A 12,319-nucleotide genomic window follows, 5' to 3' on the forward strand; every position below is an offset into this window, starting at 1 on the left:
GCACTCTACAAGTCAAGGCTTAAATGAAATGCACACGTTAAAATTTTTGTGGAATTGCTTCGCCCAGGACGCTATAATCAACTTGTTTGTATGATCGAAAAGGCGCGCTGTGAACAACCGGTGAACAGCGGGTGAACCGGAATTACAAGGAGGAGCATGTATGCTGGTTGGACAGGAGATATTTTGCGATTACAGCTCGATACAAGAGGCGGTCAATGCCCTGGAGGCGCTGCCGGCGGGCGAGCCGGAGACACTGGTAATCCTGCAGGGCGTTTACGAGGAGAACGTACAAATCTACCGATCGGATCTGACGGTGGTCGGCCTCGGCCATGTGGAGATCCGGGGCTCCCGTTATGCACGGCAGCGGGATGAGGCGGGGGAGGAGATCGGTACCTTCGGGACTCCGACACTGTTCCTGGGGGGTAGACGGCTGCTGCTCTCCAATCTGACCGTGACCAACACGGCAGGAGCGGGAGAAGCCGTCGGGCAGGCGCTGGCCGTATACGCCAATTGCGACGAGGCGGTCTTCCGCGGCTGCACGTTCAAGGGCCACCAGGACACGCTGTTTACCGGACCGCTGCCTCTGGTGGACAAGCGGGGCTTTGCCTTCGGGGGTGTTCCGCTGCGGGAGCGTCATGAGCAGTACCGCCAGCTGTATCAGGATTGCCGGATCGAAGGAACCGTCGATTTTATTTTTGGCGGGGCGGCCGCTTATTTTGAACGCTGCGAAATCCGCAGCCTGCGGCGCGATACGGACAGTCCTTCATACGTTACGGCGGCCTCCACGCCGGAAGGCCAAGCCTACGGTTATGTATTCCGGGACTGCTTCTTCACTGCTGAAGAAGGTGTACGGGAAGTATACCTGGGGCGGCCTTGGCGGGGCTACGCCAAGACGGAGCTGGACGGCTGCCGCCTGGGCGGACACATTCATCCGCTGGGCTGGGACAACTGGGGCAATCCGGACAATGAGCAGACGGTTACCTACCGGGAATACGGCGTTGCGGCCGATGACCTGCGGCGTACCAGCCGCACGTCCTGGACGCAGCTGCCGGATGCGCAGGCGAAGGGTCCGGCTCCGGCAGAAGTGTTCGCCGGAACGGATTTCTGGCGGGATACTCAGCACCCGGGTTCATAGCGCTCTGATGATCTGGGTTTCTCGACAATCGGAGGTGCAAGAATTAGGAGTAAAAACTACCTCTAATTCTTGCATCTTTATCTTAAGATGGGTATAGAGGTAAAAACTATCTCTAATTTCATGGATATAGCTGGTTTGGCGTTTTTAAGCAGAAATAGAGGCGGGAAATGCCACTAATGTTCAAAAAAACGGGCTATGGGCCGGAATTAGAGGGATAAAATGCCACTAATTTCGGGCCATCAAGCAGGTGCGCTTCGCGGCATCAAGTAGGTTATGTGCGCTATGTAAGTCATGTTTGCTATGTGGCCACGAAACTCATGTGTGCTTGCATGCCATGTGCACCATGCCTGTTATGGATGCCAGGCAGGCGGGCAATTTGCACCATGCACCAAGCTTGCCATCGAGCACATTAAGCCACGTTCCCATCTAAACCAAACAGACCGTTCCCGGGGAAACGGTCTGTTTGGTTTGTGCCTGCTCAGGCCTTGTTATGCTGGAATTTCGTAATCTCCCGGTCGTAGTGGGAGACGGTGCCGTCGTATTTTTTCAGGCGAACATAACGCTCGGAGAATTTCTCAATGATCCCGTATCCGACCTGGGCGTACATTCCGTCGGGATCAAGCTGCAGCGCGGACACATAGGTTTGCGACAGGGCTGCGACAAAAAAATCGAGATTCTTGCTCAGTGTCTGCGGCATAAGGGGCACCTCCTGTTAACCCGAATATTTAACAGTCATTGTAACACGGACGGTGATCACGTTGACAGAGGAAAATGCAAACAGTTGGGACGATTTCGTGATTAGCCGGCTGTGAAAATGAACATAGTTGACATAGGGCTGTCCGGTTCTCTATGTTACGCTTAGCAGGACTTCCCTCGCCGGAAGAATACAGGAAACGAACACATGCTGGAGGGAAACAATATGGCAGAACCTTTGAAAGCAATGTATAACCAAGCGTTTATAGATAACTTGGGCGGGATGATTCAGACTGCTTTTGCCGGATTTGACAGGGATGGATTTGTCCGCTCCGCCTTGCGGGAGCCCTGGGAGGAATTGGAGCTGAAAGCGCGGATGCGGCGTATCACGGAAACGCTGGGCGCTTATTTGCCCCCGGATTATGAGGATGCGCTGGCAGTCTTGTTTGCGATAGACGGGAAATGTGCAGGATTTCCGTATCTGATCTTTCCTGATTTTGTTGAAGTGTATGGTCAACAGGAGAAGCATTGGCAGCTCTCCATGACTGCGCTCGAGCGGTTTACGGGCAAGTCCTCCGCCGAATTTGCCGTGCGCCCGTTCCTGCTGAAGCAGCCGGAGCGCATGATGGCGCAGATGCTTCAATGGTCGCGGCATCCCGATGAACATGTGAGGCGGCTGTCCAGCGAAGGCTGCCGCCCGCGTCTGCCCTGGGGGCAGGCGCTGCCGCTGTTCAAGCGCGATCCGGCGCCTGTTCTGCCGGTGCTGGAACAACTTAAGACCGATCCTTCGCTGTATGTGCGCAAGAGTGTAGCCAATAACCTGAACGACATCGCGAAGGATCATCCGGAGGTGGTCATCGCACTGGCCCGCCGCTGGATAGGCACAAGTGCCCCTACCGACTGGATTGTGCGGCACGGCTGCCGCTCGCTCATCCGCAAGGCTGTGCCTGAGGTTATGGAGCTGTTCGGTTATGCCGCCGGGGCGGAGCATGACCCCCTGTTTACGGAGGCCTCGCTGTCTGCCGAACCGGAGCAAGTGCAGATCGGCGACAGCTGCAGGCTGGACTACCGGCTGAAGATCCGGGAAGGCGGGCCGGTGCGCATCCGGGTAGAATACGGGATCGATTTCGTGAAGGCCAGCGGCAAAACCTCGCGCAAGCTGTTCCTGCTTGCCGACCGGACGGTGCCGGGAGGTAGCGCGGTCGCCGGCATGCGCGAACACAGCTGGCGTGATCTGACGACCCGGCGCCATTATCCGGGAGAGCACCGGATCGTATTGCTCTTGAACGGGAATGAAGCGGCAAGCATGGTTCTGAACCTTCGCACATAAATTTTTTATTTATTTTTTTGCAGTAGCTGAAACCTTTCTCCCCCCTTTGTCCGTCTACACATAGAGAGAGTATGAAAGGATGAAGGCACATGCGCAGACTGCTATTCCGTCTTCCCATATTGCTGCTGCTACTCCTGGCCAGCTGCGGACCTGCGGACGATAATTTGGCCCGGCCCGGTATGCCGGAACGGATGCCGGACGATTTTGCCTTCTCCGTCCGGTTCGGGATTACGGGGCGGAACGAGATCGATACCTTTGCCGGTACGGTGACCAAAGATCTGGTCAGCAGCGGGACGGCCACGGTCAACTTGACACTAAACGAAGACGAGCTCTTAGAGATTTACAACCGCATGCGTGAACTGCAGGTGATGGGCGATCTGAAGCTGGAGACCACTACATTGGGCTGTGCGCAGATTCCCTATGAGGAAGAGCACTGGCGGATCCGGGTAGACGGTGCGGAAGTGCTATGGAGCTGGTCGGAGGAACGGTGCAGGGTTACAGAAGACGCCGCCCGGCTTAAGGCTCTGCGCGAATATGTAGACGGGCTGATCAAAGCGAAGACTGAATATGCGAAGCTGCCGGAAGCAAGCGGCGGCTATGATTAAGAGCTATTACATACCGGCATGTTTAAGAGGTTGTTCACGCCAGGCTTTATTCTGGCCAGAACAACCTCTTATTTTATATGATGATCCGCTTAGTCAGGGTCTGCTTAATCCTTGATGTTCCCGGCCATCTTCAGCCGTTTGGCGATTTCCTTGAATTCTTCTTCGGAAATTCCAGGTGCAAATTCCTCGGGAACTTCCGGGGATGGCGGAATCGGCACACCCTTCGGTGCTCCCGGAATGACCTCCAGCGGTGATCCGTCCTCCGGATGAGTGCCTTTCCAAATTTGGCCGATGTCGGTAAAATCCTTGTCGCTCCAGGTATAGAGCTTCGTATGCACGCCTTTTTCCTCATATTTCGCAGCTTCACTGAACTTCTTGTTGCTGAGCGAAGGGATTGGCACCAGCTTGGTAACGTTGACGCCGGTAGCGATTTCCAGCGCTTTGGCATAGGCCACGACATGGACCCCGCCGCGCACCAGCAGGAAACCGACCACGGCTCTTGCCGCAGGATGGTCCGTCATTTCGTATACCTTCATTTTATGGGTGCGGGCGCCGCATTCCAGGAAGAAATTATGCAGCAGATCCTCGACCAGGTTGCCGCTGTTGAAGACATACGTCCCGTTCCAGGGGTTGCCCATGGAATCGAACGGCATCGCCCCTTGGGCGCCGGCCAGGAAATGATAGGACAGCCGCGCATCCTTGACCGGTGCAAGCGGGCTTGAATCCGGCTCCTTATACTCGCTTGATCCGCGTAAACACTTGTTGACGGCGTGGGAGACCAGCTCCACATGACCGAGTTCCTCCGCCGTAATGCTCATCACCAGATCATAGAACGGCTTCAGCTTGTCCTTGGACCGGAAATTGAAGGATTGGTATAGATAGTTGTTCAGCGTCGACATCTCTCCGAACTTCCCGCCCAGCAATTCCTGCACGGCCGCTGCCGCGTTGGGATCGGGCTTTTCCACCTCGGGAATTTCTATCATGATCTCATCCATACGTTTGAACATGTATCGATTGTCCTCCTTCGCTCTGAGCAATAGAGTAGATGCTGCTTTGCAAAATTAACCAAATTTTGCATTTGCCAAACAGATGCGAAAGAGAGTGAATCGTATAATGTTCATATAACAAGGTGAAATAGCGTGTGACAAAAATTCAAACTTTTAGACGGAAGCAGTTTCGAGGCTATTTCCGCACCTCTGTAACGCCCGTAACGATTCCCTGGTCGGCGGAATTAAACGTGGATTGATATTGCTCATTGGCAAAATACACATTTCCCTGAACAGTGGCATTCATGACAGTGAAGCCGTCGGCCTCGACATAAATGTCCCCGGCAAAGATGCCCCCCTGAAGCTGGGTATTTTCGCTGCGGATCGTCATTTTCGGTGCTGTAAGCCTGAAGGAAGCGGTAATATTATGCTCCGCATCCTGGGTATAAAGGGCGATTTTGCGCGCCGGCTTCTCCTTGTTGATAAATTCGCCTTCCACGACCAGGTCCTCAGTAAATGTCAAATCATTGAGGGTGGCAGCTATCCAGGTGCCTTCTTTACTGATCGCCTGTTTGAAAGCTTCATTGTTGTCTACTACAGAAGCCGTAGTGACGGCATCGGGAGCTTCGGTCGCCGCCGCTGATCCATTGCCTGCCCCGTTATCTGCGTTGTTGCCGGAATTGCCGCAGCCGCTGAGGACAAGCAGTGCCAGCGTGAGTGAAAGAATGAAGGGGGTGATTTTGTTCATTCGTGTTGCCTCCTTAGTTGGTGTGATCCTATTATTTACCGGTCGTTCTATAAATGATAAAATAAACTCCGTAAAGGAGCGGGTGACGATGGCCAGAAGCAAGGAATTTGACGTCGACGATGTGCTGGGCAAAGCCATGGACATCTTCTGGCGGCAAGGCTATGAAAATACCTCCATGCAGGATCTGGTTGCCGGAATGGGCATTCATAAACGCAGTATGTACGATACCTTCGGCGACAAGCATACATTGTACCTTAAGGCCATGGACCGGTATGCCAAAAGCTTCGCGGCCAGAACCTATGGGCCGCTTGAAGCGGTTCCCTCCGTCAAAGAAGCGGTCCGCCGGCTCTTTGAAGCCGTTGCTTACCGGGCGGAGCACGAGCCGAAGGGCTGTCTGCTGGTGAATTCGGCAGTCGAGCTGTCACTATCCGATCCGGAGGTTGCGGACCGGGTTAACGATGCCTTCTCAGGCACCGAGAAGGTGCTGGAGCAACTGATCGCCAAAGGCCAGGCGAGCGGCGAGATCACAGCGGGGCTCCCGGCGGCAGCGCTGGCAGCTTGCCTGCACAACGCCCTTGTCGGGTTGCGCGTCATGGTGAAGACGGCGCCGGATAAGGAGAAGCTGCAAGCCGTCATTGATACGACGCTGGCGATTCTTGATTAATTCGCTACACCTAGTATAAGCAGCCGGACGGAGAAATATCCGGAAAGACAGGCTTCGGACTTCTATTGGAGGCTTCTATCCGGCCGGGGTTTGGATTACAATATTCTTCTGACGCTTATGAAGCGAATAGAACGATTCAGCATGTAGAAGGGAATGTGCCAATGGCCAAGCAAAAATATTACGTAGTATGGGAAGGAAAGCGGCCGGGTGTATACGGCACCTGGGCGGAATGCCAGGCCGAAACCAATCATTACACCGGCGCGAAATATAAGTCCTACGAATCGCGGTCTGAAGCCGAGGCCGCCTTCAAGGCCGGCTGGAAGGGCAACTGGGGTAACGGAGCCGCTTCCGGTGCGGCCAAGGGGAAGCCGGGTTCTGTCTATAAGCGGAGCGCGGCTGCCGCGGCCGAACCTTCGGAGATTGATTATGACAGCATTTCCGTGGATGTGGGTACGCGCGGGAATCCGGGTCCTGTGGAATACAAGGGTGTGGATACCCGGACCGGCGAGGTGATCTTCTCCTGCGGGCCCATCCGCAAGGGCACGAACAACCTCGGTGAATTTCTGGCCATTGTCCACGCGCTGGCGCTGCTGAAGAAGCAAGGCAGCAGCATGACGGTCTATAGCGATTCGGCCAATGCCCTGAAGTGGGTGAAACAGAAAAAAGTGGCCACCACATTACCGCGCGATGGTTCCACGGAAGAAATCTGGACACTGGTTGACCGGGCGGTACACTGGCTCCAGACGAATACTTATGACAATAAGGTGCTTAAATGGCAGACCGGCGAATGGGGCGAGATCAAGGCGGACTACGGTCGGAAATAAGCTAATAATCGGGTAATAACGGGTAAAGAATGAATCATACGGGAAAGCGGAGGAGAACATCATGTTCGGCAACGATTGGGACGAGGTGCTGCAGGAAGAGACGCAGAAGGAGTATTTTCAGGAATTACGCTACACATTGGCGCGCGAATATAAGCAGCATACGGTATATCCGCCGAAGGAAGAGCTGTTCTCGGCGCTCAAGCTGACACCCTACGGCCAGACACGGGTGGTTATACTCGGACAGGACCCTTATCACGGGGCGGGGCAGGCCCATGGCTTAAGCTTCTCGGTGAAGCCTGGAGTGCGCGTACCGCCGTCCTTGCGCAACATTTATACGGAGTTGCACGACGATACCGGAGCCCCTGTTCCTAATCACGGCTCCCTGCTGCATTGGGCGGAGGAGGGGGTACTGCTGCTCAATGCCGTACTGACTGTGCGCGAGGGGCAGCCCAATTCGCACAAGGGGCTGGGCTGGGAACGGTTTACGGATGCGATTATGGAGAAGCTGAATGAACGCAGCGAACCGCTGGTATTCATTCTCTGGGGCAGTCATGCACAGGGCAAGGGGGCGTATATCGACCGCAACCGCCATCTGGTCCTCCAGTCTCCCCATCCCAGTCCGTTCTCGGCGCATCGCGGATTCCTGGGCAGCCGCCCGTTCTCGAAGGCCAACAGCTTCCTGGAATCACACGGGATGAATGGCATCGCTTGGTCCATACCAAATCTATAGGATACTTGAGACAACGTGAAGGGGGTGGACACATGAAGCATTGGGTTGGCAGAGCGGTCATCATGTATTGCGGCGAGAAGCCGTACACGATTCTAAAAGGAGTTCTGCGCAAATGGGACACGCAGGCCGGAGTAGCAGTCATCGGTCATCAGGAAATTGCCGTCCCCTTTCACGATATTGTGTTCATTAAGGCGCTGGCCCCGAAGGAACGGGCGCTGGCGCCGGTGCTGCACTCCGTCGGGTATTGCCTGAGGGAAAGGCTGCAGTTCGACAACGCCATCTATTTCAAATCGGCCGTCACCGTGTGGAAAGGCGAGCAACTGATCGCTTATAATACAACGATTATCTCGCACACCAAAGGTTCGGTCACCTTGCAGGGCGGGCAACACGTGCCGAAGGGCGCGCATCTGTTTGTTGTCCGCTCCCTGCGCGGCTGATTCGTTCTTCCGGCGCCGGGCTATCATTTATACCCGCCTGTAACGAAACAAAGGCCGTCCCCGCAGCAGCATTCGCAGCTGCCAAGGGACGGCCTTTTTACAGTTTACATCTGTTCGTCCTGCACGGGTTGCTTCTCATCTCCGCGTTCGGCAACAATGATGTTATAGACCTTGAGGAAGATGATCTTGAAGATCATATAGACGGGTAAGGCGATCAATACACCGATAATGCCGTAGAAATCCCCGCCGATGAGCACCAGGAGCACGGTCGTGAGCGGATGCACATCGAGTGATTTGCCGTAAATGATCGGAGACAGCACATTATCCTGAATCTGCTGGGCAACGATGATAATCGCGACCGACCAGATGGCCATCGTCGGAGATTCAATGAAGCCGACAATGACGACGGGAACCGAGGCCAGCAGCGAGCCGACATAAGGTATGAAATTCAGCGGAATGGAAATAACCGCCAGCAGCAGGGCGTAAGGCAAGCCAATCACCAGGAAGCCGATGTAGAGCATAACGCCCAGAATCACATTGAGCAGGACACGGGTAACGATGAAGCCGCTTAGAGCCGTATCAATTTCCTTGAGCGTATCCTGGCCTTCCTTACGGAATTTGCGCGGAACAAGCCCGACTAAGATCGGGTTCAGCTTATGCCCGTCCTTCAGCATGTAATACAGGATGATCGGCAGCGTAGCAATCACTACGAAAATGCTGGAGACGACACTGATCAGGTTGCTCATGGAATTGGTGACCCAGGCAATCGCCCGGTTCAAATACTCGGTAATCTTGGAAGTCAGCTCAACATCCTGCTGGAAAAAGCGCGACAGCGCCGGCTCATTCTGCAGCCGCGTAATCTGACGCTGAATGTCCTGGACCAGATAAGGTGTATTATTGATAAAGTTCTGAATCTGCTCGCGCAGCGTCGGCCATACAAGCATCCAAAAGAGCACAAAAATACCGACAATCGCCAGGTAAATCAGCAGAATAGAAAGCGCACGGTTTATCTTTTTACGCTCCAGGAGCTTGACCAGCGGCCGCAGCAGGTAGTAGAAGAATCCCGACAGCATCATCGGCACCAGCAGCAGGTTGAAGATATTGATCAGCGGGTTAAACAGAAAAATGACCTTAGAGCCCAAATATAGAATGGTCAAAAAGGCGATAATAGCCAGACTTGTCCGAAAATACTTGCTTTGCAGCACAGCGGCACCTCATTTATGTATAAGATATGACTCTTTAATACGGCGGAGATTTATCCCGGTTCTATCTTTTTAACCTATTTTAAAAGAATTGATTCAGCCGGTGAATCCGGTTTAAGCAAATGTGTCTGCGGTTAATACCGGTGTATCGGGAGGGATGTCATGTGACCAAGCTTGTAGTGGGGATATTCGGGCATCACAGCGATGCTGCGTTGGCCATTGAAGATCTGTTGAGCGGCGGAATTAAAAAGAAGCAAATATCGGCGGTCACTAAGCAAAAGAATACAATGGCGCGTATCAGCGAGGATACGGGGATCGGTCCAACAAAGCTCGGGGCGGGAAACGGAGGCATGTTCGGCACAGCCCGGGAAATCGGCGTAGGCCTTGACATGATTCCCGACACGGCAGTCGCCGCAGGTCCTGCTGCCACTAAGCTGGCTGGGGCGGATCTGGATATCGACGGCCTGGCTGTCAGTCTGATCGGCAGCGGCATTCCGCAGGAGGATGCGCTTAAATATGCTGAGCATGCCGATCTTGAGCATATTATTGTGTTTGTGGAGCTTTATGCCGAATCCGGGGCGGAGGAGCAGGAGAAGGCGCACGCGATCATGGCCGGGCACAATGCTCTGCCGCTGTGAGCTTAAGCTGGTTGTCTGAAGAACAGGAACATTAACGCGGCAGACGGGATTTTCGTTTGGCCGCTTTTTTTTTCGAGCGGACGAACAGAATCGGCTCTGTATCGACCTGGCCTCCTGTACTTTTCGTTGCTTCCCTGGCCTTAACCAGCGCCAAAAAATCGAAAAGATCTCCTAAAACGTTAAATCCGGCAGCGAGAATCGCCAAATCCTCCGCAGAAAGCTCCTCGGATTCAGCCGGAGTTTCGCCGGTGCCTCCGCTTGAACTGTAGCTCTTATTGTTGTTATTGGCCATTGTCTCACCCGCTTTTCGCCATATGTATTATAGCTTATGAAAGGAACCGGTTAGAGGAAATGGGCATTCAGGAGCTTATTTCGCTGAGGCTGCTGTGTGCGGGGGGATTAGAGTTGAATGGTGCGGCTCTGAGCAAACTATGAATGAAGTGATTAAAAATAATCACTTTACAGTGAATGAAAACGCTGTTAAAATCATAAATGAGCAGAAATGATCAATAATAATCACAAATGAGCAAATGAAGAATTAAATGGAGTGAGCGATATGCTGTTTGAGGAAGAAAGAAAACGCAGCATTGTGCAATATATCGACAATCATACCCGGGCCTCCGTGCAGGAGCTGAGCCGGGAACTCGGCGTCTCGGAATCAACCGTACGGCGGGATTTGAAGGAGCTGGAGGAGGCGCGCTTACTGAAGCGCACCCACGGGGGAGCGGTATCCCTGCGCGGAGCCCAGTACGAACCGGCTGTTCCCGAGAAAGAGGAGCGGCTCCTTGAGGAAAAGCAGCGGATCGCCCGCAAGGCGGCGGAGCTCGTATCCGAGGGAGACACGGTTCTGCTCGACGGAGGAACGACAACCCTGCAGGTTGCCCGTGAACTGAAGGCGTTCAGCCGTCTTACTATCATCACCAATTCGCTGCTGGTGCTTGCAGAGCTGAAGGACAGCCGCCATTTGGACATCTCGATTACCGGCGGAATGCTGCGCCCGGATACGCAGGCCTTTGTCGGGCCGATGACCGAGCGGTCGCTGGAGATGATACGGGTAGACAAGGCGTTCATCGGCACGAACGGGCTTGACGCCCGGGAAGGCATGACGACGCCGAATATGCTGGAAGCCGCTACGAAGCGCAAAATGATTGCCGTGGCGAAGCAGGCCATACTGGTCGCCGACCACAGCAAGATCGGCCAGGTGTCCTTCTGCAAGTTCGCCGATCTCCAGGAGCTTGACCGCTGTTTAATGGACGCGCAGACACCGGACAGCTTCCTCCGTGATCTTCGGCAGCAGGGCGTGAATTATACGCTGGCTTAATGACCTGTAGTTACGACCACAACCTTGTGACAGAAACCTGAAAGGGCTCATCATTCGATCGTATTTAAATCTATCAATAATCGAGGGATAACCATGATCTATACAGTGACGCTTAACCCTTCCATCGATTACATCGTGGAAGTGGATGAAGTAAAGCTGGGCGGCCTGAACCGCATGAAGCGGGACCTTAAGCTGCCCGGAGGGAAGGGAATCAACGTTTCGCGTGTGCTCACCCGCCTTGGCGTGCCGAATACGGCCACTGGCTTTCTCGGCGGATTTACCGGAGGCTACATCGGGGAATGGCTGAGCGCTGAGGGCATTACCGGCGATTTCGTTAAGGTGTCCGGAGATACACGGATCAATATCAAGCTGAAGGCCGGAGAAGAGACGGAAATTAACGGCGCCGGGCCGGAAATCAGCCCGGAAGAAGCGGAGGCGCTGCTGCAGAAGCTTGATGTCTTGCGTCCCGGCGATATCGTCGTCCTTTCCGGCAGCATACCTCCGTCTGTAGGCGGCGATTATTATGAGCGTCTGATCGCCGTATGCAAGCGGAAAGGCGCCGAATTCGTCATCGACACGACGGGCGAACCGCTGAAGAGGGCTTTAACGCTCGGGCCGCTGCTCGTCAAGCCGAATCATCATGAGCTGGCCGAGCTGTTCGGCGCCCAGATTCTCTCCCGTGACGAAATTATCGTCTACGGGCGCAAGCTTCTGAAGATGGGTGCACAGCATGTGCTGATCTCCATGGCCGGCGAAGGCGCGCTGCTGCTTAGCGGCGGAGAGGTATACTCGGCGAACGCGCCGAAAGGGGAAGTCAAGAACTCTGTCGGCGCAGGCGATTCGATGATTGCCGGATTTGTCGGTACGCTGTCGCAGGGCGGAGATGTGCGCGAGGCATTCCGGGTAGGCGTCGCCTCCGGAAGCGCCACGGCGTTCTCCGATGATCTGGCGGAAGGCGGGTTCATCCGGCAGCTGGAACCAGGCATTCAAATAACTCAACTGTAAT

The 12,319-nt window shown here is 54.4% G+C and carries 15 protein-coding genes and 1 pseudogene; 11 read left to right on the plus strand and 5 right to left on the minus strand.

Features of this window, described 5'->3' with window-relative positions; genetic code table 11:
• Positions 1-160: 160 nt before the first annotated feature.
• On the plus strand, positions 161-1,135 hold the full coding sequence (locus F1381_RS07710) for a pectinesterase family protein (protein ID WP_151734261.1): 975 nt from the start codon (positions 161-163) through the stop codon (positions 1,133-1,135).
• 478 nt (positions 1,136-1,613) lie between these two features.
• On the opposite strand, the gene F1381_RS07715 is transcribed toward F1381_RS07710, so the two are convergent.
• Positions 1,614-1,832: a hypothetical protein gene (locus F1381_RS07715; protein ID WP_151734262.1), complete on the minus strand. Its 219-nt coding sequence runs from the start codon at positions 1,830-1,832 to the stop codon at positions 1,614-1,616.
• 222 nt (positions 1,833-2,054) lie between these two features.
• On the opposite strand from F1381_RS07715, the gene F1381_RS07720 reads away from it, so the two are divergent.
• Both F1381_RS07720 and F1381_RS07725 read left to right on the plus strand, forming a co-directional pair.
• A complete protein-coding gene (locus tag F1381_RS07720) occupies positions 2,055-3,158 on the plus strand; it encodes a DNA alkylation repair protein (RefSeq protein WP_151734263.1) in 1,104 nt (367 codons plus the stop codon).
• 89 nt (positions 3,159-3,247) lie between these two features.
• Positions 3,248-3,763, plus strand: a complete 516-nt coding sequence (locus tag F1381_RS07725; protein ID WP_151734264.1) for a hypothetical protein — start codon at positions 3,248-3,250, stop codon at positions 3,761-3,763.
• Between the two features lie 104 nt (positions 3,764-3,867).
• Here the strand turns inward: F1381_RS07725 and F1381_RS07730 are convergent, their stop codons facing one another.
• Positions 3,868-4,770, minus strand: a complete 903-nt coding sequence (locus F1381_RS07730) for a manganese catalase family protein (protein ID WP_151734265.1) — start codon at positions 4,768-4,770, stop codon at positions 3,868-3,870.
• Between the two features lie 175 nt (positions 4,771-4,945).
• Positions 4,946-5,497 carry a hypothetical protein gene (locus tag F1381_RS07735; RefSeq protein WP_151734266.1) on the minus strand — a complete coding sequence of 184 codons (552 nt, stop codon included), beginning with the start codon at positions 5,495-5,497 and terminating at the stop codon, positions 4,946-4,948.
• 88 nt (positions 5,498-5,585) lie between these two features.
• On the opposite strand from F1381_RS07735, the gene F1381_RS07740 reads away from it, so the two are divergent.
• The 4 genes from F1381_RS07740 to F1381_RS07755 all read left to right on the plus strand — a co-directional run bounded on the left by F1381_RS07740 (position 5,586) and on the right by F1381_RS07755 (position 8,152).
• Complete coding sequence (locus F1381_RS07740) at positions 5,586-6,161, plus strand: TetR/AcrR family transcriptional regulator (protein ID WP_151734267.1); 576 nt, start codon at positions 5,586-5,588, stop codon at positions 6,159-6,161.
• 161 nt (positions 6,162-6,322) lie between these two features.
• The gene (rnhA, locus tag F1381_RS07745) at positions 6,323-6,985 is read left to right on the plus strand and encodes a ribonuclease H (RefSeq protein WP_151734268.1); all 663 of its coding nucleotides are present in this window, start codon (positions 6,323-6,325) and stop codon (positions 6,983-6,985) included.
• A gap of 61 nt (positions 6,986-7,046) precedes the next feature.
• The gene (locus tag F1381_RS07750) at positions 7,047-7,715 is read left to right on the plus strand and encodes a uracil-DNA glycosylase (protein ID WP_151734269.1); all 669 of its coding nucleotides are present in this window, start codon (positions 7,047-7,049) and stop codon (positions 7,713-7,715) included.
• A 32-nt stretch (positions 7,716-7,747) separates the two neighbouring features.
• The gene (locus F1381_RS07755) at positions 7,748-8,152 is read left to right on the plus strand and encodes a hypothetical protein (protein ID WP_151734270.1); all 405 of its coding nucleotides are present in this window, start codon (positions 7,748-7,750) and stop codon (positions 8,150-8,152) included.
• 104 nt (positions 8,153-8,256) lie between these two features.
• Here the strand turns inward: F1381_RS07755 and F1381_RS07760 are convergent, their stop codons facing one another.
• Positions 8,257-9,357 (minus strand): AI-2E family transporter, encoded by a 1,101-nt coding sequence (locus F1381_RS07760; protein ID WP_151734271.1) that lies wholly within the window; start codon positions 9,355-9,357, stop codon positions 8,257-8,259.
• Between the two features lie 161 nt (positions 9,358-9,518).
• Between F1381_RS07760 and F1381_RS07765 the strand changes: the two genes are divergently transcribed.
• A complete protein-coding gene (locus F1381_RS07765; RefSeq protein WP_151734272.1) occupies positions 9,519-9,992 on the plus strand; it encodes a general stress protein in 474 nt (157 codons plus the stop codon).
• Between the two features lie 31 nt (positions 9,993-10,023).
• On the opposite strand, the gene F1381_RS07770 is transcribed toward F1381_RS07765, so the two are convergent.
• Entirely contained in the window at positions 10,024-10,284 is a 261-nt protein-coding gene (locus F1381_RS07770) for a hypothetical protein (protein WP_151734273.1), read from the minus strand.
• A 249-nt stretch (positions 10,285-10,533) separates the two neighbouring features.
• Between F1381_RS07770 and F1381_RS29170 the strand changes: the two are divergent.
• From F1381_RS29170 to pfkB, 3 genes and pseudogenes are all read left to right on the plus strand, one after another.
• Positions 10,534-10,716: pseudogene (locus tag F1381_RS29170) on the plus strand (DeoR family transcriptional regulator); the annotation flags it as partial.
• A 9-nt stretch (positions 10,717-10,725) separates the two neighbouring features.
• Entirely contained in the window at positions 10,726-11,313 is a 588-nt protein-coding gene (locus tag F1381_RS07775) for a DeoR/GlpR family DNA-binding transcription regulator (RefSeq protein ID WP_343043395.1), read from the plus strand.
• Positions 11,314-11,406: 93 nt separating this feature from the next.
• Positions 11,407-12,318 carry a 1-phosphofructokinase gene (gene pfkB, locus F1381_RS07780; RefSeq protein WP_151734275.1) on the plus strand — a complete coding sequence of 304 codons (912 nt, stop codon included), beginning with the start codon at positions 11,407-11,409 and terminating at the stop codon, positions 12,316-12,318.
• Position 12,319: the final 1 nt, after the last annotated feature.

The sequence above is a fragment of the Paenibacillus tengchongensis genome (genome assembly GCF_008973665.1).
Taxonomy (GTDB): domain Bacteria; phylum Bacillota; class Bacilli; order Paenibacillales; family Paenibacillaceae; genus Paenibacillus_AQ; species Paenibacillus_AQ tengchongensis.

Bases quoted from the DNA above. Each gene is read 5' to 3' on its own strand.
- F1381_RS07710 (WP_151734261.1), top strand. From the start codon at position 161: ATGCTGGTTGGACAGGAGATATTTTGCGATTACAGCTCGATACAAGAG.
- F1381_RS07715 (WP_151734262.1), bottom strand. From the start codon at position 1,832: ATGCCGCAGACACTGAGCAAGAATCTCGATTTTTTTGTCGCAGCCCTG.
- F1381_RS07720 (WP_151734263.1), top strand. From the start codon at position 2,055: ATGGCAGAACCTTTGAAAGCAATGTATAACCAAGCGTTTATAGATAAC.
- F1381_RS07725 (WP_151734264.1), top strand. From the start codon at position 3,248: ATGCGCAGACTGCTATTCCGTCTTCCCATATTGCTGCTGCTACTCCTG.
- F1381_RS07730 (WP_151734265.1), bottom strand. From the start codon at position 4,770: ATGTTCAAACGTATGGATGAGATCATGATAGAAATTCCCGAGGTGGAA.
- F1381_RS07735 (WP_151734266.1), bottom strand. From the start codon at position 5,497: ATGAACAAAATCACCCCCTTCATTCTTTCACTCACGCTGGCACTGCTT.
- F1381_RS07740 (WP_151734267.1), top strand. From the start codon at position 5,586: ATGGCCAGAAGCAAGGAATTTGACGTCGACGATGTGCTGGGCAAAGCC.
- rnhA (WP_151734268.1), top strand. From the start codon at position 6,323: ATGGCCAAGCAAAAATATTACGTAGTATGGGAAGGAAAGCGGCCGGGT.
- F1381_RS07750 (WP_151734269.1), top strand. From the start codon at position 7,047: ATGTTCGGCAACGATTGGGACGAGGTGCTGCAGGAAGAGACGCAGAAG.
- F1381_RS07755 (WP_151734270.1), top strand. From the start codon at position 7,748: ATGAAGCATTGGGTTGGCAGAGCGGTCATCATGTATTGCGGCGAGAAG.
- F1381_RS07770 (WP_151734273.1), bottom strand. From the start codon at position 10,284: ATGGCCAATAACAACAATAAGAGCTACAGTTCAAGCGGAGGCACCGGC.
- pfkB (WP_151734275.1), top strand. From the start codon at position 11,407: ATGATCTATACAGTGACGCTTAACCCTTCCATCGATTACATCGTGGAA.